This window comes from Faecalibacterium sp. An122 (genome assembly GCF_002160895.1).
GTDB lineage: Bacteria > Bacillota > Clostridia > Oscillospirales > Ruminococcaceae > Faecalibacterium.
Window position 1 is genome coordinate 1 of record NZ_NFLL01000011.1, and the last position, 24,433, is coordinate 24,433.

General features: G+C 57.8%; 25 protein-coding genes and 1 pseudogene. 3 read left to right on the forward strand and 23 right to left on the reverse strand.

Annotated elements, in window-relative coordinates; genetic code table 11:
- Positions 1-129: 129 nt before the first annotated feature.
- The 7 genes from B5E67_RS08415 to B5E67_RS08445 form a co-directional block, all read right to left on the reverse strand.
- Complete coding sequence (locus B5E67_RS08415; RefSeq protein WP_087384653.1) at positions 130-669, reverse strand: hypothetical protein; 540 nt, start codon at positions 667-669, stop codon at positions 130-132.
- A gap of 12 nt (positions 670-681) precedes the next feature.
- Positions 682-906 (reverse strand): Imm17 family immunity protein, encoded by a 225-nt coding sequence (locus B5E67_RS08420; protein WP_087349001.1) that lies wholly within the window; start codon positions 904-906, stop codon positions 682-684.
- Between the two features lie 18 nt (positions 907-924).
- Positions 925-1,767, reverse strand: a complete 843-nt coding sequence (locus B5E67_RS08425) for a DUF2262 domain-containing protein (RefSeq protein ID WP_087384655.1) — start codon at positions 1,765-1,767, stop codon at positions 925-927.
- A gap of 10 nt (positions 1,768-1,777) precedes the next feature.
- On the reverse strand, positions 1,778-3,160 hold the full coding sequence (locus tag B5E67_RS08430) for a DUF6138 family protein (RefSeq protein WP_087384656.1): 1,383 nt from the start codon (positions 3,158-3,160) through the stop codon (positions 1,778-1,780).
- Positions 3,161-3,174: 14 nt separating this feature from the next.
- The gene (locus B5E67_RS08435) at positions 3,175-4,290 is read right to left on the reverse strand and encodes a hypothetical protein (protein WP_087384658.1); all 1,116 of its coding nucleotides are present in this window, start codon (positions 4,288-4,290) and stop codon (positions 3,175-3,177) included.
- Between the two features lie 349 nt (positions 4,291-4,639).
- A complete protein-coding gene (locus B5E67_RS08440) occupies positions 4,640-5,107 on the reverse strand; it encodes a hypothetical protein (protein ID WP_143405405.1) in 468 nt (155 codons plus the stop codon).
- A 149-nt stretch (positions 5,108-5,256) separates the two neighbouring features.
- The gene (locus B5E67_RS08445) at positions 5,257-5,673 is read right to left on the reverse strand and encodes a hypothetical protein (protein ID WP_242956890.1); all 417 of its coding nucleotides are present in this window, start codon (positions 5,671-5,673) and stop codon (positions 5,257-5,259) included.
- A gap of 212 nt (positions 5,674-5,885) precedes the next feature.
- Between B5E67_RS08445 and B5E67_RS08450 the strand changes: the two genes are divergently transcribed.
- Positions 5,886-6,209 (forward strand): helix-turn-helix transcriptional regulator, encoded by a 324-nt coding sequence (locus tag B5E67_RS08450; RefSeq protein ID WP_087384663.1) that lies wholly within the window; start codon positions 5,886-5,888, stop codon positions 6,207-6,209.
- 133 nt (positions 6,210-6,342) lie between these two features.
- On the opposite strand, the gene B5E67_RS08455 is transcribed toward B5E67_RS08450, so the two are convergent.
- The 9 genes from B5E67_RS08455 to B5E67_RS08495 all read right to left on the reverse strand — a co-directional run bounded on the left by B5E67_RS08455 (position 6,343) and on the right by B5E67_RS08495 (position 17,133).
- A complete protein-coding gene (locus B5E67_RS08455; RefSeq protein WP_087384665.1) occupies positions 6,343-6,597 on the reverse strand; it encodes a helix-turn-helix domain-containing protein in 255 nt (84 codons plus the stop codon).
- Between the two features lie 13 nt (positions 6,598-6,610).
- On the reverse strand, positions 6,611-8,425 hold the full coding sequence (locus B5E67_RS08460; protein ID WP_087384666.1) for a type IV secretory system conjugative DNA transfer family protein: 1,815 nt from the start codon (positions 8,423-8,425) through the stop codon (positions 6,611-6,613).
- Positions 8,426-8,435: 10 nt separating this feature from the next.
- Positions 8,436-9,869, reverse strand: a complete 1,434-nt coding sequence (locus B5E67_RS08465) for a toprim domain-containing protein (RefSeq protein WP_087384668.1) — start codon at positions 9,867-9,869, stop codon at positions 8,436-8,438.
- A 208-nt stretch (positions 9,870-10,077) separates the two neighbouring features.
- The gene (mobP3, locus tag B5E67_RS08470; RefSeq protein WP_087384670.1) at positions 10,078-12,006 is read right to left on the reverse strand and encodes a MobP3 family relaxase; all 1,929 of its coding nucleotides are present in this window, start codon (positions 12,004-12,006) and stop codon (positions 10,078-10,080) included.
- Between the two features lie 14 nt (positions 12,007-12,020).
- Positions 12,021-12,437: a hypothetical protein gene (locus tag B5E67_RS08475; protein ID WP_087384672.1), complete on the reverse strand. Its 417-nt coding sequence runs from the start codon at positions 12,435-12,437 to the stop codon at positions 12,021-12,023.
- A 527-nt stretch (positions 12,438-12,964) separates the two neighbouring features.
- Positions 12,965-14,404, reverse strand: coding sequence for a hypothetical protein (locus B5E67_RS08480; protein WP_087384674.1), 1,440 nt, complete (start codon positions 14,402-14,404; stop codon positions 12,965-12,967).
- A complete protein-coding gene (locus B5E67_RS08485; RefSeq protein WP_087384676.1) occupies positions 14,404-14,655 on the reverse strand; it encodes a DUF6103 family protein in 252 nt (83 codons plus the stop codon). The genes B5E67_RS08480 and B5E67_RS08485 overlap by 1 nt, the downstream gene beginning before the upstream one ends.
- 4 nt (positions 14,656-14,659) lie before the next feature.
- The gene (locus B5E67_RS08490) at positions 14,660-15,742 is read right to left on the reverse strand and encodes a M23 family metallopeptidase (protein ID WP_087384678.1); all 1,083 of its coding nucleotides are present in this window, start codon (positions 15,740-15,742) and stop codon (positions 14,660-14,662) included.
- Entirely contained in the window at positions 15,739-17,133 is a 1,395-nt protein-coding gene (locus B5E67_RS08495) for an ankyrin repeat domain-containing protein (RefSeq protein ID WP_087384680.1), read from the reverse strand. The genes B5E67_RS08490 and B5E67_RS08495 overlap by 4 nt, the downstream gene beginning before the upstream one ends.
- Positions 17,134-17,288: 155 nt before the next feature.
- Between B5E67_RS08495 and B5E67_RS08500 the strand changes: the two genes are divergently transcribed.
- On the forward strand, positions 17,289-17,486 hold the full coding sequence (locus B5E67_RS08500) for a hypothetical protein (protein WP_087384682.1): 198 nt from the start codon (positions 17,289-17,291) through the stop codon (positions 17,484-17,486).
- Between the two features lie 74 nt (positions 17,487-17,560).
- Here the strand turns inward: B5E67_RS08500 and B5E67_RS08505 are convergent, their stop codons facing one another.
- From B5E67_RS08505 to B5E67_RS08520, 4 genes are all read right to left on the reverse strand, one after another.
- A complete protein-coding gene (locus B5E67_RS08505) occupies positions 17,561-19,408 on the reverse strand; it encodes a DUF87 domain-containing protein (RefSeq protein ID WP_087384683.1) in 1,848 nt (615 codons plus the stop codon).
- Positions 19,401-19,988: a hypothetical protein gene (locus B5E67_RS08510; RefSeq protein WP_087384685.1), complete on the reverse strand. Its 588-nt coding sequence runs from the start codon at positions 19,986-19,988 to the stop codon at positions 19,401-19,403. The genes B5E67_RS08505 and B5E67_RS08510 overlap by 8 nt, the downstream gene beginning before the upstream one ends.
- Entirely contained in the window at positions 19,981-20,247 is a 267-nt protein-coding gene (locus B5E67_RS08515; RefSeq protein ID WP_087289497.1) for a hypothetical protein, read from the reverse strand. Before B5E67_RS08515 ends, B5E67_RS08510 begins: the two co-directional genes overlap by 8 nt.
- Positions 20,248-20,313: 66 nt before the next feature.
- The gene (locus B5E67_RS08520) at positions 20,314-20,667 is read right to left on the reverse strand and encodes a hypothetical protein (RefSeq protein ID WP_087384686.1); all 354 of its coding nucleotides are present in this window, start codon (positions 20,665-20,667) and stop codon (positions 20,314-20,316) included.
- 189 nt (positions 20,668-20,856) lie between these two features.
- Here B5E67_RS08520 and B5E67_RS08525 point away from each other — a divergent pair, with 189 nt between their 5' ends.
- Positions 20,857-21,414 carry a DNA-3-methyladenine glycosylase I gene (locus tag B5E67_RS08525; RefSeq protein WP_087384688.1) on the forward strand — a complete coding sequence of 186 codons (558 nt, stop codon included), beginning with the start codon at positions 20,857-20,859 and terminating at the stop codon, positions 21,412-21,414.
- Here B5E67_RS08525 and B5E67_RS15920 read toward each other — a convergent pair.
- The 3 genes and pseudogenes from B5E67_RS15920 to B5E67_RS08540 all read right to left on the reverse strand — a co-directional run bounded on the left by B5E67_RS15920 (position 21,402) and on the right by B5E67_RS08540 (position 24,429).
- Positions 21,402-22,799: a DNA cytosine methyltransferase gene (locus tag B5E67_RS15920; protein ID WP_242956892.1), complete on the reverse strand. Its 1,398-nt coding sequence runs from the start codon at positions 22,797-22,799 to the stop codon at positions 21,402-21,404. The genes B5E67_RS08525 and B5E67_RS15920 overlap by 13 nt on opposite strands.
- Before the next feature lie 62 nt (positions 22,800-22,861).
- Positions 22,862-23,500: pseudogene (locus tag B5E67_RS08535) on the reverse strand (DNA cytosine methyltransferase); the annotation flags it as partial.
- Between the two features lie 23 nt (positions 23,501-23,523).
- The gene (locus B5E67_RS08540; protein ID WP_087384690.1) at positions 23,524-24,429 is read right to left on the reverse strand and encodes a conjugal transfer protein TrbL family protein; all 906 of its coding nucleotides are present in this window, start codon (positions 24,427-24,429) and stop codon (positions 23,524-23,526) included.
- Between the last annotated feature and the right edge of the window lie 4 nt (positions 24,430-24,433).

The window sequence follows — 24,433 nt, forward strand, 5'->3', positions numbered from 1 at the left end:
CCCGATCCAGGTAGTGCATCTCTTGGTGGAAAAACCAGTTGAGCTTTTCCATCAGCCGATAGAGGCGGATCTGTTCTTCTTGGGTCATGGGACACCTCCTCGGATTAGCAAAGGATAGAGTAGCTGTACTTACGCCAGCTCTGCGTCCAAAATCTGGACTTGTTTTCCTTCCTCGTTCACATAGTAAAGGGCGATATAGTCGATGCCGTCCCGCTTGACCTGTTCCCAAGGCATACGCTCGCCGCTGATCAGTTCCACAGTATCCGCCTCATCCGGTTCGAAGTCTTCTATTTCGTCCTCGTAGTCCACGCTGTACCCCAGCTCCAGCACTAACTTGGAGGCGGGGATCTCATACCGCTTGAGGGGACGGTGTTCCAGCTCGGATGGATCATGTTCATCGCAGAACATATTGTCGTAGCCATGCCGCCCGCCGTCGAAGATGACGAACTCCTCGCCACTCTCCGGGTCACGAGCTGTCACAAGTTCGGGAGCGAAATAACTGGGGACAATATATAGCTGTGGTTCTGCGTTTAAGGTCAACAGGTCACCGTAGTACCAAACCTCCAGCAGTTCATTGCCAGTGGTAGAACACAATGTCACGGTGGGCAGGCGTTTCTGTGCCCACTCCTTCACATGGCCGGTGAGCCAGGTAGGATATTTTTCGCTCATCGTTCGTCCTCCTTACAGCACCCAGGACATGATGCTGGTCACAATCAGCACGATTCCCAGTAGGAAGAAGATCACCCGCCTGGAGCCGCGGCCATAGCGGTGAGAGTCCGGCTTACCGGTGGGGTCGCACATCCAGTTCCAATTCAGAATTGAGCCAGCCACGGACACAATGCCCATGATTAAAGTTACCCACTCCCAGTGTGCCTGTAAAAAAGCTGTGATCTGCTCACCGTTCATTTAAGTTTCCTCCTCTCCTTATCCCTGTATATCAGCGTCAACGGGGCCTTTTTTCAGCGTTCCAACCACAGTGATCACATGGCCCCAGAACATATCGTCGTCCTCGTACCAGGCGGTAAAACGGCCGCCGGGAGATACTGTAAACTCGGTGAGGAGGATGCGCCGGGCAAACTCATCCTCGGTGATGGGGTCTTTCTCCGGGTCACGGTCGGTCTGGTCATTGTCCGCCAGCCACTCGTTGGCCTGAGCGGTGAGCTTTTGGGCAGCCATCGCTCGAAGGGACTTGTCCCAGACTTCCTGATCTGCCACCAGTTTCTTCATCACATTGGTGACACGGGTCCAGGACGCTTTCTTTTCAATCTCCACATCCAACGAGATCCGGACTTCTTTTCCCATCCATTTACAGGTCCCCTCGAATATGCTCATCTCACGATCCAGCGTGAGGGTTCCCAGCACTTCGTCCTCCAGAAGAATGGGCTTTGTGTATTCCGCCCAAATCTCCTCCAGTGCCGGACAGGGTACACCTTCCTCCAGTACCTCCGTGACATACCACTGAGGTTCGTAGAGGGCATCACCTTTCCAGCCGCGGGCTTTGATCCGGTAGATCTGGCCCTTGGTAAACCGCTTGGAATAGTCGCCGGCATCCCGCTCCTTGTCCGTCAGCGGCCAGCTCAGGTAGCATCGACCGGAGATGACCTCTCCGGTCTGGACATCCGCCATGGCGAGGGCATGGGTATGCGCCGCCCAGAAGGTATCCAGAAAGGTTTTGTCCGCGCTGATACCGTCCTGGATCAGTACCAGCTTTTCCTCATCTTCCGGGGCGTACAGGGCAATAAAGTCCTTGACCGTTCTCTTTTTCATGGTGTTCTCCTTACGCAAATACTTGCTGGTATTTCTCTTTCAGTTCCTTCGGTGCGGCCTTGAGGACCTTGCCGCCGCCGTTTTCGGAGGCTTGCCCCCAGATGGCCCAGAGCACCTCCTGCCACAGGTAGTCCCTGGCCCGCAGGTCATGCGCTCCTTCTTCGGGCAGATAGTCCTCCAGATGCCCCTTGATCTCCAGTAGCGCATCCAGGCTCTCCTCATTGGCGATCAGAGTGCGGAACTCCTTTGCGGGCTTCAGATTTTGCATGGACTGGACACCGTGGACCAGCACCGGCAGGGACTGAGCAGTAAACCCGTACTTCTTAAAAAAGGCGTGAATAAACTTTTCCTGTAAAGAGGAGTGCTCGTCATCACAGCGATCCAGGTAATCGCACACCAGCCGCCACCACTTCGGCCCTTCCAGTCCCAGGGCGAACACGGCAAAGGTGCCAGGCATAGCGCAGGACTCATCAGAGAGGTTGTTGTACCACTCGTCCTCCTGCATGGCCAGCCGAGCATAATTCTCCATTCGGACATGGAGTCGGGGGTACCGCACTGCACAGGCAAAGAGCTGATGGACGCCCTTCTTTGGCAGCCCTGGGATGGGCAGGTAGATCTTCTCCGGTCCGCGAAACTCGATGGAGTAGCTGCGGGGGAACTCCGGCTGCTCCAGCACCTCCACCAGGTAGCTCAGCGCCTCATCACAGCACCCCTCGGTGCAGTCCCTCGCGGTGATACGGATGGTGGCGAAAGCGTCGTTGGCCGAGGCGGTCAGGTGCTTTGTTTTCCGCTTTTGGATATTAGGTGGCAATTTGCCGCTGCCATTGGTTTTCAGTTCCTTTACCATGTCAGGACGAATCTGGGAAACCAGGCCGAGGATGTGTTCGGTGGTGAGGGATTCAAAACTCTGCCCGTACACGGTATGGCAGATCGCCACATAGCAGGCAAAGCGCAGCAGACCTTCGTCCATATCCTCCGCTCGCAATTCCGGCAGTACTGTGCAGGGTGGAAAGACGGTAAACCCATCATCCCGCTCTCCCACAAGGAAGTAGCGTTCCTGCACCTGCTTTTCTATGTACTTCTCCAATGTATAGCGGATTTCTTCCCAGCCCACCAACCGCCGCAGGGCATCGCAGAATATAACAGCTTCCTCATAGGGAAATCCCTTCAAAGGCAGTTTGGACAGATACCGATCCAACAGCTGGCTGGGAAGAAAGGGTGTTCCATTATGATTTCGCACCACAGTCGGGTAGGCGGAGTGATTTTCACGGGCGGTGCTGCTGAGCACATCCAGAATGCAAAGATCCGCCTCCGCCAGCACCTCTGGAGAAGTGTCCGGCTTGTGGATCAGATAGTAGCGGTCATGTACGCCGTCACGCTTTGGCAAACTCATGGCAAGGTCTCCTCTCAGGTCTGCTGGTGCTGCATGGATACGATCTGGCAGTCCGGACAGAACTCCACATAGAGCGTGCCCTCCGCACAATCAAACACCGTATCCCACTGGATCTGAGCCAGATACTTCATGGGTTTGCCGCAGTGGGGGCAGGTGGTATATTCCGCGTCCTGCACCCAGTTGGCAAAGCCGCCGATGGTGTTCACATCCTGGCAGGCCGCTCCGTAAAACAGGGGCACCGGCGCTTTGCCCAGCACAAAGGGATTTTCGGTGAGGGCCTTGTAGTCCTCGGGACTGACATAGCAATCCGTCTTCTCCGCCCCGTCAAAGAGTTCGGAGGTGAAGATCTCCACGCCGCCATCCAGGGTGAACCGGTTGAAGGCGGGGCCTTTGAGGAATCCCACGCAGCTGGGGCAGCAGGCGGCGGTCAGGATGCCGTCCAGCCCCAGGAAACGGAGCCGCTCATCCCGTCCGTCCAGCACCAGCATGTCCACCATACGCCCGCCGCAGTGGGGGCATGTGTCCTCCCGTGCCCGGCCAATGCGGACGGGAGATTTCTCGCCGGCGGTTCCTTTGACCATTGGATAGCAGCTGTCAAAGTTGAGCTGTATCCGACGGTCCTCCTTGTCAAAAGTCCAGCCTCCGATCTGTGCATAGCTGGATGGGTCCACATAGAGACCCTTGCGCCAGGGCCGGGGATTTCGCTCCAGCTCCAGCAGCGTCTCCATTGCCTTGTCATCTCCCTGCATAGCAAGGCAACTCATCAGGTTGGAGGCCGCGCTGGAATACTCCGCGGACAACAGCGCATGAATCAGGCCATCCCGCACATCGGCGGGAGCGTGATAATAAATCTCACAGGGCCAGAACACCTCTGCGGCCAGTGCCGCCCGCTGGATCTCCGGGGTGATGGCATCATGGTAACCCAGCAGCTGCCAGAAGTCGGTGAACTCCGGGTCCTCCATCTCCGCCAGCCGCTGGATGTTCTGAATCAGGTTTCTCTGCTTCTCTATGATTTGTTCCGGGGTCCAAGCAAGAGCAGCCTTCCGCTCCTGTTCAGATTTGCATTTCCAGCACAATCCCTCATAGCCTAAAGGTGTCCCACAGCCGGGGCAGGTGTATTTCAGACTCATGATTTCACACTCCTCCAGAAGATAGAAAAACGCCCCGCGTCACCCTGTCACATAGACGGATGGGGGCGCAGGACGCGAAAGGACGCAAGGAATTACCACATCCTTTTACGGATGTAGATTTTTCTGCAATCATTGCTTTTTCTCTCCATTTTAACTGGGCAGCAATGGACCACCCATATTGGCTGTGCATCGTAGACCTCTTTCCATGCAAAACATTTTATTGGTTTTGCTGTTAAAGTTTATTATATCATACTCCTGAGCAGATGTGGAGAGTCCAAAACTGATTTTGTTATGGTTCAGACCATGTTCGAATGAAATCTTTCCTCAATTCGGGAAGAGCTTTAGTCGGTCAACTCTCAAACAGATGGCCTATATTTGTCACCACAAGATGGCCCTGATCCTCATCGTGGGCCATGGTCACAGTATAAATACGAATGGGATACTCCGCACTATCCTCCACAGGATAGACCTGGATCGCATCTAAGTCATATAGGTCCAGCAACACATAGCCCTGAGTAGCTACTTTCGTCAGCTTGGCCCGGCAGTCCCGGCAATAGTAAAAGGGTTCTATCTCTCCGCCTGCCTTCTCTGGGAGATAGGCAACGCACCGCTGGATCTCCTCCATCCGATCAATGAACAGGGGCAGGCCGCTCCCGCCGAAAGTCATCACATTATAGTCCATATCCTGGTCCGGGGCCAGTTCACCGGAATATCGGTGACAGGGCTCGTAAATCTCCAGCTCTGTCAATTCTCCGGTAGAGAGTTCCAGCAAACAGGGCGCATGAAAGCGGGGTCCTTGTAGATTGTCACAGGCCACACACTCCTCCGGCTCCGGGGCAATCAGGATATTCTCCCAAAAGGCTGTTTCTGTTTGCCTGCACCTAATCCAGCCGAGTCCTATCCCGGCAAGAAAAAGGAAAACGCCTCCGATGCATAAAAGAACGTTCTGGAGCCATTTGCTTTTTCTCATATCGGATACCACCCCGCAAGATTTGTCACGTGAATCAGGCCGTGTTTTTGCCGCCGCAGGGCCGCCTCCAGCACTTCTCGGGAGCCGCTGGACGGATGGCTGACATAGGCAATCAGGTAGGAGCTGTGTTCGAGCATATATCGGTTTGCCCGGACAATGGCCGCCCGCTTGGGTACGGTCTCCATGCCCGGCGGATAAAAGGTGCCGTCAAAGCCCTCTGGGACAGGAATGAACTGGTCGTGTGGATGATAGGGCAGGAGCAGGGTCAACGTGATCTCCGGGTGACGCTTTTTCGCCTCCCTGACCGCACTGGCAGCCAGACGGTCAAAGCCGCCGTAGTGTCCCACCACAAATTCAGTGACACCGTGCTCAGTGATATGGCGCTCTACCTCTTGGGCCAGCACTGGCAACATCCTTTCTCCGCACTCCCGGTGTCCGATGAAAAAGCAGGCTGACACAAAGCCTCACCCCATTCTGCGAGTTAATAGTCCTAAAATTCATTCGGCCCCATTTTTAATGATTATATCATCAATCTATTGATTTATAAAGAGAAAACTAATGGTAAGAATACGAACTCTGCCCGTCCGCTAATATTAAAATATTAACTGACGAGAGGAGTGGTCGAATGGAGGAGTCACAGCGGTACGAAACTTTTCTGCGTAGCCGGATCACGGAACTGCGGGTGCGGAAGGATGTATCGGAGCACCGCATGAGCCTTGATCTGGGCAAGAGCGGCTCTTACATCCGCAGCATCACAAACGGGATGAGTCTCCCATCCTTGCGGGAACTGTTCAACATCATCAGCTATTTTGACCTGACTCCCACAGAGTTTTTCGCTGGAGCGGATGCTGAGAATTCCTTGCGGGCTCAACTTCATGAGGAAATTACGAGACTAAGTGAAGAGGATCTGGAGAAAGTATCTACCTTCATCGACTGGATCAAGAAATAGATTTGTAAAATTTGTTTCTTTCTCTGTCTTAGAAAAATCTTAGAGTGGGCACTTCTGGTTGGCTCACCATGAACCAGACCCCAGTTCACTAAATTGGCAGACTCTCCCCCTGGCGGGGGAGGGCCTGTTTTTGTCAGGAGAGCCGGTAGAGATTCGAGGTACGCCCGCCGTTCTCCCGCCATCTGCTCTCTTTGGTCAGCAGACCGGCCTGACACAGCTCGTCCAGCGCCCGCTTGACAGTGGAGCTTGAGAGGCCCAGCTCCTTTGCTATGGTCTTGATGGCCGGCCAGCACTTGTCGTCCTTGTCGGCCCGGTCTTTCAGGTACATATAGACCGATCTGGCCCGGTGGCTCAGGTCGGAGGAGTAGATGTTACGGAAATTTGTCACAGATATCACCCCCTCAGCGCCGGATCCTGGGCCTGCGCCCATCTTTGGGCGAGTCATCCGCCTGCACGACTTGGACCTCGCCGCCTGATGCTGGCGGCTCCGCCTGGGGGATCTCTCCATCCTCAACGGCAGGCGCGTAGTGCTTGCGGAGGATCGCTGCCTCCAATTCCTGCTTGCTGGCGTAGGCCACCGGCCGCTGGGCGCGCTCGGGTACCTCGTAGGACTTGTCGAACTTGATGCCCCAATCCAGGAACAGGCGAAGCCGCACCTGCATAGGATGGACGCCGGTCTTGGCCACGATAAAGCTGCCCTTTGGCATGGACTTCAGCTCGTCGGGAGTCATGAGGGGCCGCTCGATCATCTGCAGGCTCTGGGATGGGTCGTTCTTTCCCCGGCTGATGGAGCCGCTCATCACCGTGCGGCTCCCCAAGGCTTTAGACAGTTCCACCGCCGTCTGGCTGGCTGGGGCAAATCCTCCGGAAATCAGCACCTGGCAGTTGTCCACAATGACCTCCGAACCCTCCCTGCCGTAGTTCTTCTGGAGCTGGCCCGTGATGCTCTGCACGATAGGCACCAGCATCAGGCCGCGGGAGCGGGAGGCGGAGAACATCAGCTCCAGGGACTGGATGGGCGGGCAGGTACCCAGCTCGTCCGCGAAAAAAACCACTCGGTTTTTCAGCCGCCCACCGTTCTCATCCGCCACGGTGAGAATCTCCCGGTACAAGTTTTGGAGGATCAGGCTGACCATGAAATACTTGGTCTGGTCCTCTTCCGGAAGTACGATGAAAATGGCGGACTTCTTATTGCAGAAGGTCTCCGCGTCGATAGCGGTGTCGAAACACAGGATCTGCTCCATCTCGCTGTCCAGGAACGCGTTCAGCCGGGACAGCACTGTGGAGATCACCGACATCATGGCCTGCTCTGAGGTATTCAAAGCGGCGCCGGCGAACCACTTGGCTTTATGGTCTGGCGGAAGTTTCGTCAGCAGGAGCTGAAACTGGTTCTTGCCCTTCACGCCGCTGGGTGCCAGGAGCTCCTGCACCAGCTTGAAGACCGAGACGATGTGGCGCTCCTCGATAGGCTTGCCTTCCGAATCCTCGGTGGGCAGGTATTCCGCCACCAGCAGGAGCATGGAGGTCAGCAGGCCCTCGGCCGCGTCGTAGAAGTAGGCGTTCTGCCCGTATTGGGAGCTGTCCCCGGTGGTGTTGATCAGGGTCTTGGAGAGGATCTTGGCATACTTCTCCGCCTTGGCCTTGGCCGGCAGATTTTTGGGGTCAGCCTTGTAGATGTCCATGTACTTGTTGATCAGGTGGAGCAGATTATTGCCGTCCGAGCGGGTAGGGTTGCGCAGATCCAGCACGGCGATTTGAAAGCCGTAGCACTCCTTGGCGATCCCCGCGTAATTGCGAAACAGGTCGCCCTTGGTGTCCGTGCAGAGGAAGGACATCCCAGTGGCCAGAGCGTATTCGATATTGGGATAAAGAAAATAGGCCGTCTTGCCCGCGCCGCTGGCGGCGGTGACCAGGGCGTGGATATCGTCTGTGTCCACGATGGCGATGACATGGTCCTTGCGCCCCTCACACCCCAAGACCAGCCCCTGCTTTTTGGGGAGGCGCTCACCTTTTCGCCACTCCTCCGGTCGGAAGGGGACGTGAGCATAGGTCTGCTGGATCTCTTTCTTGGTGGCCCAGCGTGCGGTTCCATGCTGGCCGTCTCCTACAGTCTTGGACTTGATGTTGTTCAGGGAGCCTTGTCCGGAAAAGTGGGTCACCGCGGCAAGGAGAAGAAGGGCGCCTCCTGCCAGTGCCAGCAGGAGGATCGTCTGCATATCCACGCACTCACCCCATCTCCATTCCCAGCGCCTGTTTCTGCTTTTCCATCGCTTTCAGTTCATCCGCATCATTCTTAACAGAGACCTTGGCGCAGGAGAGGGCCAGTTCCAGCCACGCACTGGCGATCTCCCGTTTCTCCGCCTCACCGCGCACGCCCGGAGCACCGCTCTTAGCCAGCGCGGTTTGGAGCTGGGCAGAGATCTCCTCCGTCCGGTTCCGGATGGCCATCCGATTCTGATGGGGCAGGATGTGGCTTTGCAGATACTGACTTCCCTGGGTGGGCGTCAGGGCAGTCCCCAGCTGGCGGCATTCCCGCAGGGTCACCAGCAGAGACAGGGCGGCCATCTCCTCCATGCAGTCCATGGCCGTTTCCAGTTTCTTTTCTTTCAGGCATTTGCGGTAACATTGAAACAGGTGCGGCACCTGCTGCATCGCCCCGTCCGGCTTCAAATCCATGCATTTCACCGCGATGCGGGCGCAGACAAGCTCCGCCGCCTGGAGTTGAGGATGCTGCTCCGCGGGCTGGGCAGGCAGGCCGTGGAGGGCCTTCAGATCCTCGTCCCAGTCCTTGTATTCCGGCCGCTGCACGGAGACCCGCGTGTGTCCGTGCTCCCGCAGGAGATCCGTGAGACGGCCCGTGGCCTCGATCCCCGCGGCATCGTGATCCAGGCAGAGCACGACTCTCTGGATCCTGGGATCTTTCTCCAGCATCCAGAGCATGGCCTGCTCCGAAGTGCCGCAGAGGGCTACATAGCTGTGTTCCCGCCAAGCCTCCGGATAGAGGGTCAGGAAGGCCAGCAGGTCAATGGGTGCCTCGAACACATAGAGTCGGCCGCTGTTTCCGAACCAGTGAAAACTGCACCGGGGATCGCCGCCCTCCACATTCCTGCGGAAGCTGTTTCCCTGGGTGTAGAGGCCCCGCTTATGGGCGTGGCGGGCAGCGCCGTATTCGTCACTCCCAACGAATACGGCGTTGTGATATTCCTTCGTCCCATCCCTGGACTTCTCACAGCTTTCGTAGATCATTCCGCGTTTTGTGAAGACGTCAAGGACGTCCCGGTCAATGAACCTCTGCTGGAGCAGGTAGGCATAGAGCCACCGCATAGTCGGGCTGGCCGGTGGGAGGGAGAACTCCTTCGGTTTCTCCGGCTCAGACGGCTCCACCTGGGGATATGCGATCCCCTCGCCGTCCAGCAGGCGCTTCACCGCCTCCTGGTAAGTCAAGCCGTAATACGTTTGGACAAAGGAAATCGCGTGGCCTCCCTCTTTCGACTCATGATCGTACCACTCGTTGCCCCGCACGGTGATGCTGTGGTCTGAGGCCATGCGCTTGTCCTGGCCAGAGGGGATGAGTTTCTCTCCCTGACGGCGCAGGAACTCCACCAGATTCACATTGTTGGCTCGGAGCTTTTGCTCCTCCGTAAAAGGGATATAGGGCATTTCACACCTCCTGGTAAAAAGCCGGGGGGCCGCGTCCTGCGGCCCCCGAATGAGAGATCATCTTCGACGCTGCCGGGTCTTCCGGTGATAGGGGACCTGCCGCACGGTGGCGCATCTCCGCCACGATTCAAGGCGGCGTGCAGACCGGCCCGCTTTGCTGGGAGCTGTAGCTGTGCTGTTATATTTTTTCTTCACATTAAAACCTCCGTTACATCGTGATGGTCGGTTCTTCATGATCGTCGGGCTTATGCCCCATAGCGATCTTCTTTTCCCGGATCTTCCGCCAGAGCTTTTTGTCCACGGTCAGCCTCAAACCTCTGGGGTGGGAAGGCTGGCTCTGCTCCCGGAAGATGCCGGCCAGGTGGTGGAGCAGCCGGGCGGCTGACTGCACAACGGGAAAAAGATCCCGGTGATCCATACGCTCCACAAAATACTGGGCGTACTGATCTCCCTGCTCCGCTGCTTTCTGGAACCACTGCCAGGCGGCCTTCCGATCCTCTGGAACATCCTTTCCCAGCAGGAAGAGCTTTCCAAGGGCATACTGGGCATATCGGCTTCCCTGCTCCGCGGACGCGGTCAGCCAGCGGACGGCCCCGTCTGCATCCTTGGGAACCTCATCTCCCTGGAGGAGCAATTTCCCAAGGCGATATTGAGCGTGCTGATCTCCACCCAGGGCCGCACGTTCCAGCCATCGGACAGCGGCGGCGGGATCGTGGGGCAGTGTTGTCCCCGAGAGATACAACCTTCCCAACGTAAAAGCGGCGGAGCAACTTCCATGCTCCGCCGCCTTGGTCAGCAGCTCCACCGCCTGGGCCGTCTGTTCCGGCGGTGCTTTCGAATCTTCGAGGATGGCCCTCGCACGCCGGTATATCTGCTCCCATGAGTTGTGCGGTTCTCCGCTGTCATTAGAACGTTCATCCCAAACGGACTCTGGCCCCGGCTGGGGGCCGTCTGCTCCTTTCTGTTCTGGTAGTGTGTCCTCTGCCTGATCCTCCGGATGGAACACTTGCCGCAGTTCTCCCAGCCGTATCGCCTCCTGAATGACCATGTTTTTGATCCGCTTGAATTCCTTCTGCCGGGAGAGGGGCAGGCGTTCCGGCAGATCGTTTTTGTAGGTGCGCAGCACCTCCTCCCGCATCTCATACCACAGGTCGTAGGCTTTGGCCACACGGGGATCCCTGGCCAGCTCGTCCACGATCTCGTCCACCACGGCCTTCAGCGGCGCTTTCAGATAGCCGTATTGCTTTTTCCCGGAGAGGAACTGCAGGCGATCCGCCAGATGGGTCATAAGCTCCTCGATACGTGGATTGTCAACCGTTCCCTCCTCCATGCGGAGGAGCAGCTCCCGCATCACCTCTTGGGCGTCCCGGTTCAGCGTATCCCGCCGCTGGGTCTGCTGCTGATAAAGTTCGGTCAGGTCGTTCTGGAAGATTTCTTTGGCCAGACCGGACTTGATGTCCGCGATCCCCTGCTTGGTGAGGTAGCCGGACGTTCCATCCGCGCTGTAGCAGACCATATGGACGTGAGGATGGTGGGACTCGTCGTGGAAGGCGGCATACCAGCGGAACTGATCCCAGGGGATCTTCATGGCCTGGGCAATCTCCATGGCGTATCCGGTGAGCAGGCTTTTCCACCGCTCCGCGTCGTCGTAGCCCAGCCGGGAGGCGTCCTCCCGGCGAAGAGAAATGATTGGGAGCCACACATTGCCGGGGTGGTGTGCGATCTCCTCCGCCACCTTGGACAGGGGCGGTGCCTCATCCGAGCCGGTGAAAAGGGCATGGGAGCCCGTGCGCTGGGCGCGGGGACGGCTGGCGATGTAACTGATGTAGTTTTCTTTTTTCGCCGCCGCATCGTAGTTGTCCTCCAGCGCCCGTGTGATGAAGTCTGCGGCGTTGCCCCGAGTGGGTGCGGCGGCGTAGTCCTCGTACTCGAAGGTTCCACGGCTGAGAGGAAAATCCCGGAGGAGCTGCTCCACCATCTGCTGCTGTTTTTTTGTAGCGGGCAGTTGGGCTTTGTCAGCGGCGATTCGCTGAGCGCCCTCCCGAGTCGCCATGTATCGGACATAGTTGCTCAGATGGGCGGCAACTTTTTTCGAGCCGCCCCGAATGTAGGGACACTTGAAAATCAGGCGGGGCAAGGATCATCGCCTCCCTATGGGGTTTCTCGGCCGCCCTTCTGATACTCCCAGGCGTCCTCGAAGGAGATCCTGCCTCGGGTCTCCTTGACCTCGCGGACGCACCTCCCCCGGAGTTCCCGGAGATCCTCGTCCGTGAGCTCCATGCCTGCCGCCAGGATATTCATCATCATATCCATCTCCACCGCCAGTTTGAACAGCAGGCGGCAGATCCGATCCTCACTGGCTTTCACGGTAGCGCGGATAGCGGAGAGCAGTACAGGCGGCAGGGCGGAGAAGGTATCCTGGGCGGTCAGGTGCTCGCAGTAGAACTGGAGCGCCTTTTCCACGAATTCATTTTGACTTCTGCAATTGGAGAGGGGCATAGCCGCGGTGATCTTCTGTTCCGTCTCCGGTGAGATCCGGGTGTGGATTCGTGTCTTTTCTTCTGTCATAGTCAAACCTCCAAAAATCTCGATTTCAGGGTAAAGGAGCCACATCTGAGCCAGCCAAAACGCCGGAACAACGGTGGATTCCGGCTGGATTGGAGCCGGAACAGGAGCCTTCTCCCCAAAAGAGGAGCCACGTCGTATTTTGAAAACGTGCTGAAAAGTGGTGGCCTTTGCTTGAAAACCGTATCCCCGGCCCGCATTGCGGGACGGTGTGAAAGGCGGTGGAGCCACCGCTTTATCCCGCACTTTTTTCGTCCCCCCGGTTCACGTCGTTGTAGGCTCCATATCTCCCACTTCGCCGCAGGCGGCAAAGCTCGTTCCTTCCGCCGCACCGTCTCTCCACCCCTGAGCACTTCGCTGGGTCAGAGGGCGGTTTTGCGAAACAGCGGGCGCACGGCCTCAACACGCCTCTGCAGAGGGCGGGGAGGGGGACGGATGCCACCCCGCCATCAAAAGGGCGACACGGGGCGGCACAGGGGCAACAACGGGGAGAAACGCAGGAGCCGCCCATCGAGGGCGACTCCCACCAGCTACATCTGAGGCCCCTGTTCCATGGACGACTCCTCTGAGCACAGCTCCTGTCGGTAGTTATCCAGGGACATCCCGGCCTGCGATTGGCAGTAGCCCTCCATCTTCTCCCGGAGCTGTTCCCGATCCGAGGCGGTCAAGGGATAGGAAAACTCGAACTCGTTCCCGTCACCGCAGACAAGCACGACGGTCAGTGACTGCTCCGGCCCGCCCGTCTCCAGGTCATAGTTGGCGTAGACGTTGAGCCAGTCGCCATTGGAATCTGAGGTCACATTGGTCCCAAACACTGCGTCCGGGTCGAAGGTGACCGGCAGGTAGAAGGACAGCGTTCCGTCGTACTCGGAGATGTCGCCTTCGAAGGAGACCTGCCGCAGATCCAACCGCTGGCTCCCGCCATCCAGCTTGGGCGGCGTCCCGGCCTCCTGCCGATACCGTTCCGCATAGAGATCGTTCAGCGTTTTCCTGTACTGTTTCTGGCAATGTTCCTCCAGCTCGGTCCTCAAAAGTTCCCGCTCCGACGGAGAAAGAACGTAGGTGAAAGACTTCTCCCATGCGCCGTCTTTTCGGTGCAGCGTGAGATCCAAGTGATCCCGCACCTCCTGCCGGGCCACGTCGTAGCTGACGTAGATGTCGAGCCAGCTGCCGGTCTTGGCGCATTTTACCTCTGGACCGAACACCTCCATCTGCACCATGTCGCTGGAGCAGTCCACCTGAAAATCCAGCAGCCGCCCCATACGGTTGGCTGGCTCTGTGAACAGAAGGTCTCCCGGCTGGAGGTCCCGCAGAGCCTTCAGAGGGACGCCGAGATCCCGGTCAGTCAGCTCTTTTCCCTCCAGCCGGGACACAAATTTCCGCCAACGCTCCTCCTGAGAGCTGTGCTCCTTGCGGAACGCTTGGTAGGCAGCGGCGCTCACATCCTGGAACCGATAGCTTTTCCAGCCGTCCAGAATGTGAACGGCTGAGAACACTTTTTTGTCAAAGTCCAGCTCGAATACGCCGGCGACACGCCCTGTGTTCTCCAGCCGTTCCTGTGTCAGCTCATTAAACCGCTCCAGAGAAATGTCATAACCTCCATAGATTTTTCGGGCAAAGGCGTCGGTGCCACCATCTCCCTCCTGCAGGCACTTACGCAGGAGCCGGGCCACATCCAGAAACTCTTTCGGATATTCGGTTGCCAGACAGCGGCTTTTCCCTCCATCCCATAGGCGGAATACAGAGAAAACTTTCCGTGCCTCGGCCTCTCGCAGCTCCTCCTGCCGCTCCTGTTTGATGCAGGACTCGATCTCCCGAACTTGGTCTGCTGGCACCATCTCCCGGTACAAATCTACCAGGTAGTCCTGCAGATACTTTTCGATGTTGGTGCCCTGCTCCTCCAGAGCCGCTTCCAGTGCATCCCAGCGGCGTTCGTCCAGCCACACCTCGGCAGAGTAGGAATTGCCCATCACTCCACCTCCTCTGCCTGAATCGGCTCAGTCGTGCGGGCGGGTTTGCCAGACTTGGGACGGGCTGGCTCCTCGGAACTCTCCCGGCTTTCGATGTACTCCCTGGTCTGGGAAGGCACATATTTTTTATAGAGCCGCGCCATAAAATCATCCAACTCCGCCTCCAGAGAGGTGCCGCTCTTGCCCATGTAGAACTGGATCGCTCTGAGTTTTTCCTGTTCAACAGCTACTGAGATCGTTGCTTTTTTCATTTTGTCATCCTCCTGACGTTGGTAAATAATATCTTGGATTTGTCCGCTCCCCGTTGACACGCACCTCGAAGTGGAGGTGGGGACCTGTGGATCGTCCGGTGGAGCCAGACAGAGAAATGATGTCTCCGGCCTCTACCGTCTGGCCCACCTGGGCCAGCAGTTGGGAGTTGTGGCCATACAAGGTGGAGAGGCCATTCCCGTGATCGATCATCACATAGTAGCCGTAGCTGCTATTGTACTGGGACACAGTGACGGTGCCGGGCAGTGCGGCCCGGATGGGCGTGCCCGTAGGCACAGCCAGATCCATGCCGGTGTGTCCCCGGGTCTCGCCAGTAAACGGGTCACTGCGGTATCCAAACTCCGAGGTCACTACCGACTCCCAGCCAGCTCCGATAGGAGAACAGAACCCGTCCACCCCAATAAACGGCACGTCCGCTCCTGGAAACCAGCCGCCGCTGGATCCGCCGGGGGAGCCGTAGACGATTAGGTTGTAGATGTTGTCAGCGTTTGCCTGGTGGCTTGGAGTGACCTCGACTCCCATGGCATCGCGGATTCTCTCGTAGACTTGTGACAGGTCCTCTATCAGATGCGGGATCTGATAGGTTTCCTCGACTTCCACCTCGTTGCCCTCTTGGTCTGTGTCAATGACCGTCCGAATCCCCTCGGTGTAGGTCACAAAGCAGTCCACAAAAGATTGCAGTCCCACCTCGTCCGGCTGCTGGGCGCCGAAATACAGAACATAAAAAATGGCCTTGACCCGATTTGCGTCAAGGCTATTGTCATCTTCCAGCTGGGCGTTGATCTCATCCACCATGCTGTCCAGCGTGCTGAAACTCTCCCGCATCTCCAGCACATACTGCCGGTACTCCGGGGTGACTTCACTGGAGATGATCCCGCCGTGGAAGCACAGCTCCACGGTGGAAACATTCTGCTGGGAGGTGGCGGAGAAGATAGAACAAATCAGGGCGATGATCACGATAATGGGAGACAGAATGGCCACCAGCACCCAGCCGATCTTCTTCCGAGTGCTCTCGTCTGTCAGAGCAAGAATGGCCGCTTTGATCGCGGCCACGGCAGCGGTGCTCATAGGTGCATGTCCCCCATGGAGGGGCCGTCTTGCTGGGGGCCGCTTTGCTGTTTCTCCCAGTATGAGGTCAGTTCCTCCATGGCCTCCATGTATCCCTCGCTTCTGCGCTGTTTCACAGCCCATATCTGATACCGCTCCAGGTCGATTCCTCGATCCAGCAGGAGCTTTCCAATATCGACCGCTCCGTTATTGAGGCAGGCATAGAGGGCGGTGTAGTTGTCCGGGGCCACCGGCATTCCATGCTCCAGGAGCCGCTCTGCCATCCAATTCTGGTGCTGTCCCGTAAGGGTGTGGAGGACGTCTGCCGCGTAGTCTCCCGGCTGGATGCCCTTGTCCACCAGTGTCACCGCGGTTTGAAAGTCCAGGCTGGCCGCGGCCTGGCGGAGCAGGATCGGGGGCGCGGCGGCGATCTGCCCGGGAGAACATTGGTCGATCAGGTCTTTGGCGACACTCTTTCGGTCGTTAGCATAGGCGTGCAATATGACTTCGCCGGTAAGCGACGGGTATGGCTCAGAGAGGTGGCTTTCCGCCTCCTCTACCATCGTCCGCACGCGCCAGCTGTCCCCCGTCTCCACCGCCCGCTTGCAAGCGGTCAGGTACGCCTCCGGGGAAAACTGCTCCATTGCCGACAGAAGCGCCCGGACCATGTTTCCCCCTGTTCTTCCGGGGCGCCCCGCCGCCTCGATCAGCAGGTCGTCCGCCCGGTCCGGTACTCTGGGATAGAGCGAAGAGAACGCCTCAAATTCTCCGTCGCGGATCGCCAGCACCGCTTTGTCATAGTCGCTGAGGCGGAGGGGGCGCTGGCCCACCTCGTCCATATAGGCGGTGATGCTCCCGGTCATGCGGCGCAGGAGCTGCTCCGTCTGAGACATGGCCTGCTCCTGCCGCTCCCGCTGTTCCACCAGCGCGTTGATAAAGGTACGCTGCTCAGCGGGATTTAAGTGCAGGATCATGTCCTCCGGCTCCGGCTGTTCGCCCCAACGAAGGTACCGGGCGTAGGTCCCCCTGTCCCCATGGAATGCCTTGGTGATGGCGGAGGCAATGAGGTACATCCGGTCCAGGTCGGAACCGCTTTCGCCCAAGGTCTTCCCAGTGGCAAAGCTCTTGATCACGGGATCGCCGTCCTGGTACCATTTCAAGTAGAGGTCCGTGTAGATCCCCTCGCTGCCGCCGTAATCGGTGGTGCAGAAGATATCCGCGTCTTTGGGGATCTCCCGGCCGTTTTCCCACTCACGATTCAGGAGGAAATATTCATCCGGCAGGTACCCCATGTTCTCCAGCCGATACTTCAGCTCCTCGAAAACCTCCTGCGCGGTGCGCTGGCCGGCATACACCTTCCTCCGAGGATCGTCCGGGGAGGGCTCCCAGCGTTCTAATTCGATTGGTTTCATTTCGCGCTCCTTTCGTTTCCTGTATCCATCCGCGCTCCCGAAGGTGCTGTGCAGCCGAAGAAGAGTGCGGATAACAATTCGACAAAAGCCGATTGACAAGCTATAATCTGTCATTTATCATAGTTACATCATAATTTTGAAAGGATGTGCCCTGAATGGCTGCTCGTACCGCCGAAGAACGCATCGCGCTGATCGATGCGAAGATCGCAAAAAAGAAGGAGGAGATCAAGGCTTTGGAAGCGCAAAAGCAGAAGATCCTCCATCCCGTCACCATGCGCTCCGTCATGGAAAAAGCAAAAGCAGCCGGCCTCACCGCGGAAGAGATCGCGGAGAAGCTGGGGCTTGAGATGTGATCCTACATCAGATAGACAGGGCCGATGCCAGGTGTGGCATCGGCCTTTTTCTCATAGCTGGTGTCTGCTGCCTGTTACCGTCCTCCTGCCGTTCCGAACAGTTTTTCCTTATAAGGCGGGGCGTGAACCTCCAGCAGATACCGCTCATTGCCGCACTTGTAGAGGCATACGCCCCGCTGAGGATACCGAATCAGCTCGAACTCCGAAGGCTCCAGCTGAAGGTTGTCCATATAAAACCGCTTATCCACACTGCCGGCGTTGAACAGGAACTGATGGGTGGGGATGGCGAAGAGGGGGCGAGTCAGCTCCCGGATGCCCGGCTGGTCGAAGTCCTCCAGATTCTGCGATGCCAGGATCAGGGCAGACTCCTTCTTCCGCACTCGTTTCAGGCTGTTGCGGATATACTCCACGGCGGTGAGATTGCTCAGCCAGATGTACAGCTCGTCCAGCGTGGCCACGGTGTTCCCCTCGGTGAGCAGCTTGTCGCTGAAGAAAGAGAGCACGTTAAACAGCATGGCGTTCTTCACACTGCTGTTGGCCTGGAGCAGCCCCTTCACGCCGAAGACCAGGAAACGGAAGCTGGTGATATTTGTCGGCCCGTTGAAGAACTTGCTCTCCGCCCCCCGGCACATGGAGTGGAGGCCCAGCAGGATCTCCCGCAGCAGTTCTTTGGGGTATAGCGGGTTTTCCTCCCGGTCGTAGTGCTGGTATGCGTCCTCGATGACATCATAGAGGTCGGAGAGGATGGGATAGTCCGTTGGTGTCAGGGTGGAGAAGTCTGTGTGGTCGTTCAGCCCAAAGCTCCGGTACAGCCGCTCCAGCATCAGCTCGATGGTGTCGATGTGCCGGTCCGCGAAATCCTTGTAGGAGCGGAAAAAGTCTTTCAGGAAGGAGATGTGCTGGCTCAGGCGGGTCTTCTGGCGGAAGGCAAGGGGGGCGTCCGGCTCCGGTTCCCCCTCGCCGCCCACATCCCACACCTTGGGCTCCAGGGGATTGATGCGGTACTGGCCGCTCATCAGGTCGATGAAGCATCCGCCCAGGTGGGAGCAGAGATCAATGAGCTCATGCTCCGGGTCCAGGCAGATGGCGGACTTCCCGGCCTCCAGGATGCTGCACAGCAGGAGTTTCAGGAGATAGCTCTTGCCTTGGCCGGAGTTGCCCAGGATGAGGGCGCTGGCGGTGGTCTTGTCCTCTGCCCGCCGGTCCAGATCCACGATGATGTTGGAGCCGTAGCGGTCCCGCCCAATGTAGAATCCGTGGGGATCGGTCTTGCCGGAGTAGTTGAAGGGGTATAGATTGGCCACCGAGCTGGCGGGCATGACACGCTCATACTGGCTCCTGAAAGTGTTGCGGCCCATGGGGTTGGATGAGAGGAATCCGTCCTGTTGGCGCAGCAGGAGCTGGTCTGTCCCCAGCTTGCTCCGCACCAGCTCCGCCGTCACCTCCTCCCGGAGCCGCCGCAGGCTCTCCGGGTCGCGGGCCGCCAGGTCGATGTACACCGCGCAGTGGATCAGAGGCTCCCGGTTCTTCCGCATGGCGGCGATGAGCTCCGCCACATCCTGGAGGTTGCCCTCGGCGGTGACGGCCGCTTTCATGCTGTTGGTGCTGCTCCGGGCCATGCGGTTCTTGTTCTCCGCGTTGTGGAGGATGCCATTTTCCTCGGCGGCGGTCACCTGCCTGGTATAGATGCTCAGGGTGACGCCGCTTTTCTCCCCCAGATGGCGGAGCAGGGCCAGCTCCTCCGTGGTGGCGGGATAGCTGCGCAGGGCCAGGGTGCAGTGATACAGGGAGCCACAGATATAGTGATCCGTGTTGAACTTCACGGCAGCGGGGGCGATAAGGTCCAGGAAATCCTTGGGCCGGGTCTCCTGAACCTGCGGCTCTGTTTTGTTTTTCTTTTTCTTCTGTATTTTCTTAGGCATTTTCCATCACCCACCTCTCTCCGTCGCAGTTCTCAAACCATTCCGTGGTCACGTCCTGCTGATAATATACCGCCAGCAGGCGCTTGACGTCCTGCTCCGAGGCAAGACGTGCATGGAATCCCAGATCCCGCAGGGCCTGCTCCATCTGCCGCAGGCGGCTGATGTCCTCGCCGGACTCCTGCTGATCCAGGCGATAGACCAGGGCAAACTCCCGGGCCGAGGCGGTGGCGGCCTGGATCTCGTCCAGGTGGGCGGCGTCCTGCCGCAGGAGTTCCCGGATGGCCGGGAGCTCCTCTGTCTCCAGCCGCTGGCGGTACCAGTCCTTGTTGCGCTGGAAGGACTCACGGGAGTCCAGGGCCAGCAGGCGGACCTCCTGGGTGCCGCACAGGAGATCCGTCAGATTTTTGACCCGGCTGCGGATTCCCTCGCCGGACAGGACGGACAGATTATCCGGTTTGATCATAAAAAAGACCAGCTCCCCGCCGGCGGTTTTGGCGCCGTGGTCGGTGAGCTGGCGGATCCCCATGAGCTGCCGAGAGGTTTGCCTCTGCCGCAGTTCCTTCTTCTGTTGTCTATTCAATGGTTTCCCCCCATTCGTAATACTGTTGTTTCAAAATCAAAAAGCATACAGCATAGCGGAGGAAGTCCAGGATACTGGAGCCCTCCAGCCGGATGCTCAGAAAGGCATAGAGGACGGTGACCACCAAGGGGAGCAGGATGCCCGTCTGGGCAATGGCCAAGACAGAGAACAGAAATCCCACTCCGATGATGGCCACGTCCCGCAGCTCCCACAGCCACAGGGTGGCCTTCGCTTTTAGGTTATCTGGGTAGATAAACATGGATGACCTCATTTCTATCTGAAAAAGCATACGCCGCCGGAGGACCGGCGGCGCGTCTTTGTGCTATTATTCCGTTTGATCCGTCTCCTGCGGTTCCGGTTCAGAGCCGGACGCCTCATCTGCGTCTCGCTCCTCCGCCAAGGCACTCTGGATACAGCCCAGGAAGAATTCCTTTTGTTTGAAGTTGTTCCGCTGGAGATAGGCTTTGAACTCCTCGAACAGCTCCGCCGGCACCTGGAAGGCGATTGTTTTCATATTATGATTCATGTTTTGATTTCCCTCTTTCATTTGAAAAAATTCTGTGATGAGCTGGGTCATGTACTCGCTCAGGGTCTGGCCGGACGCCTCCTGCTCCTGTCGGACACGGCTGTGCAGGCTGATGGGTATTTGCGCACAGAGGTTTCGTTTTTCTTCCGCCATGGTGACTCCCCCTTTCTGGATGGCAAGGCAAGTATATCGAAAGCTCTATGGAATAGCTATTCACAGAAAGCAACAAAGAAATTGTGTAAACGCAAGCGTAATGGACAAGCCCCACCGCAAAACTCTTGGTGGCCATCCGCCGGCAGGTCAGGTATAATCAGGGTATCATTTTAAGGGGAGGCGGAGGATATGGTGCGGTGCCGCTGGGCAGATCCGAATTCAGAGATCTATCTTGCTTACCACGACAGAGAGTGGGGCCGTCCGGAGCATGATGACCGAAAACTCTTTGAGATGCTGACCCTGGAAGGGTTCCAGGCGGGCCTCTCCTGGCTCACTATTTTGAAAAAACGGGAGGCGTTTCGTACCGCCTTTGACAGCTTTGAACCGGCAGTGGTGGCCGGATACGGCCCGGAGAAGGTGGAGGTGCTGATGGCCGACGCCGGGATCGTCCGCAACCGGGCCAAGATCCAGGCCGCCATCCAAAACGCCGGGGTGTTCCTTGCCATCCAGAAGGAGTTTGGCTCCTTTGACCGCTATCTCTGGGGCTTTACGGATGGGAAAGTCATTTTGAATACGGATGATGTTTTTCACACCAGCACCGATCTGTCCGACAAAATCTCCAAGGATCTGAAACGCCGGGGGATGAAGTTCGTGGGAACGACCATCATTTATTCTTTTCTGCAGGCGGTGGGCGTGGTGAATGACCATGAGTTGGCCTGTTTCTGTCATCCCAGTCACGCAGAGTAGCCTGCGGCAATGATGACGCCCCGCATGATGAATTCCACACACGGAATGGCCACGCTGTTGCCTAAAGCCCGATACCGGGCGGAGTCCGAGGCGCCGGGGAGATCCGTCCACCCATCCGGAAACCCCTGGAGCCGCTCGCACTCCAGCGGAGTGAGGCGGCGGATCAGCTGAGGCGGTCCTGTTCCTGCGGCCTGATGGATCAGGTCTGTCGCGTCCTTGTACTGGCGCGCACTCTCTGTGGATGCCACATCACTGGGGGAAAACTTGTCTGCACGCTGCCGGGAAAATACCGCATGGTGATCCGTGGCGATCAGGGTATAGGCAATGTTCTCCTGGTATCCGATGCCGTTGCCGCCGTTTTGGGGCTGGCGGTCAATGGCATTGCCGGTGATGCAGAACGTCTCCGCTGGATCCTGTTCCACTAAGGGCAGGTTATTCCCGCCGGTACCGGCACGGGCAGACAGTGTTGGCACCACAGGGTGCGGCCCGGTGTACCGGGCGTCGATACCGTGGTTTTCGTAGACAAGGGGCTGATTGTTGCCACCCTCCCCAAAGCTGGCGGATATAGTCTGGGCACAGTCCACAGGTCCACAAAAGCGGGTATCCTGGCCGTGGTTGTCAAAGACAAGCGGCTGGTGTCCGTGCTCCTGAGCCCGCAGGGTGCCGGTTACATCCTCGGAGCAATCCATAACGCTTCCGCCCTGGTCGTTGAGGCAGAGGATGGAGGGCATACAGTTGCCGCTGGCGCTGCCCTTCAGCGTTGGGGCTATCTGCTCTGAATAAGCGATGCTGCCGGCGCTTGCCCCTGCCCCTGCGGAAAACCCAGCTACAAAGGTCTGCTGTTTCATCCCTGGCTGGGCGCTGAGGGCTCCCGCCACATCATGGAGGTCGCGCACCTCGTCTCTTTGATTTGCGGCAAAAGCAACAGCGAGTTCTCCAGGGGTAAATTCCAGTTTCTTAACCTGTCTGGCTAATCCCGCCTGTGCCGTCAGCGCCGTTTCCAATTGTGGCGGCAGCTCTTTGCCGCGCTCCTTCGCCCGGCGCAGGATCCCCAGGCAGGCTGTCTGTGACAGGTAATATTTTTGTGCCGGAGTCGGCTCCAGAATATCAGAGAGGGATGTGCGGACCGGCTCACGAGGCGCGGGGCCGGTATTGAGGAACAGCTCCCCCTCCTGATAGGGGGAGCGAAGTTCCCAATAGTGACTGCCGAACAGATCCACATGGCCGCAAGACAGGTCTAAAACCAAATACGGGATTGCTGCCAGCTCTGACGCCGGTTTTGCCGGCGCCTTTCTCTTGAGAGACGGTACAGCCGGGACACGCTCCTCTTGATCAGCCAGTCCGGGCAAAGTCAACTGGTCCTCCGATCCAAGGTGATACTTCACGCCAAGATCATCTCCTCCTTTTCCGGCGTTCTCTCTGTCCCATTCGAGCTATTTAAGAGGTCGAACAGGATCTTTGGCGCGGTCGTTCCCGCAAAATCAGCGATCAGATAAATGCGCTTACGCCGCTGTGCGACGCCCCAGAATTGGGCGTCCAGACAGCGCCAAGCCAGTGAGAAGGTGCCCTCCACCCGGATCTCTCCCGCGTCATGCCATGGATAAGGAAATGGCCTGGGGATCGTCGTGCTTCCGTCATAGACCCGCAGGATCTCCTCCAGTACGATGCGGAAATCCTCACCTTTGGGTGATCCGCTGCTGAAAGCACCAGGCACGTTCTCCCATGCCATATACCGGGGGCGGATCTGTACTCCGGTGCGGCCGCGTTCCCGCTCTGCCGTGCGCATCTCCTTGATGATGCGGATCTGCTCCATAAAAAGGCCGGAGCGGGCGCCGGATAATCCGGCCCTCGCTCCGGCGACAGAAAGGTCTTGACATGGGCTGCCTCCGCAGATGATATCCACAGGGAACAGCAATTTCCCGCTCAGCTTGGTGATATCCCCCTTGTAGGCCATGCTGGGGAACCGGCGTTTGGTGACCTCCATGGGAAACGGCTCGATCTCGCTGGCCCAAATCGTTTTGATGCCGTATCTGGCCGCTCCCAGCGGGAACCCACCGATACCATCAAACAGGCTGCCCATGGTCATCGCCGCCGCAAGCTCCACATTGCTCATTTTGATGCCACCGCCTGCACGATTGTCCTGGTGGTGTTGACGGCGGCCTGAGCGGTATAGACTGCGCTCATGATATTGGCCCTGGTGGTAGTGTCCAGACCGAAGGTACCTGCGATTCGGGGCACCTCATTGGCGGAGAGCATGAGGCCCAGACCCAGCAGGGCGTGGTCTTTGAACACCATAAGGCCCGCCACCAAAATTGTGGATTGCAGGAAGGCGGTCAGGCACAGGCCGATGACCTGCTTGATCCACTGGATAAAGCCATCTGTGTAGCCTCTGGGGATGCTGAACATGTACAGGCTCCCCACGGCGATCTGAATGAGCAGGATGCCGCCCCGCTTGAGATTGGAGAAGAACACCTTGATCACCGCATAGGCCATGAGGATGACGCAGAAGATGATCATGATGGGACTGGTAATGACGCCCAATCCGAAGCCCCCCGCGGCGCCTGTCATCTCTGTAACACTCTCCACTCCGTTGAGATCCTCGATGATTTGCTGTCCCACTGTTCCAATACTGGTCCCAAAGCCAGTGAGCCCGGAGGCAAAGGTCCCCTGCAGGGTCACCGACAGGGAGTAAAGCCGCACCGGGACGGTGGTAAACAGGCATACCGACAGAAACCCTTTCAGAATGTTCAGGGCGGTGTCCTTGATATTGGCCCGGCCGGTGGTATAATCGATCCCACATTCAAAAACACATACCACAAGGCTCACGCCAAACAGGGCCCATCCCAATTGGGAGAAGAACAGGACGATGGCCTGTACCCAGTCCAGGTCGAACAGCTCCACGCCCATGTTGCCCATCTCGGCAAAGAAGTTTCCCAGAAAGCCCACCACCTGGCCATAGAACCAGTCGATGAGATTGTCCATAACAGTGGACGCCACAAAATCCAGAATAAAGATAAGA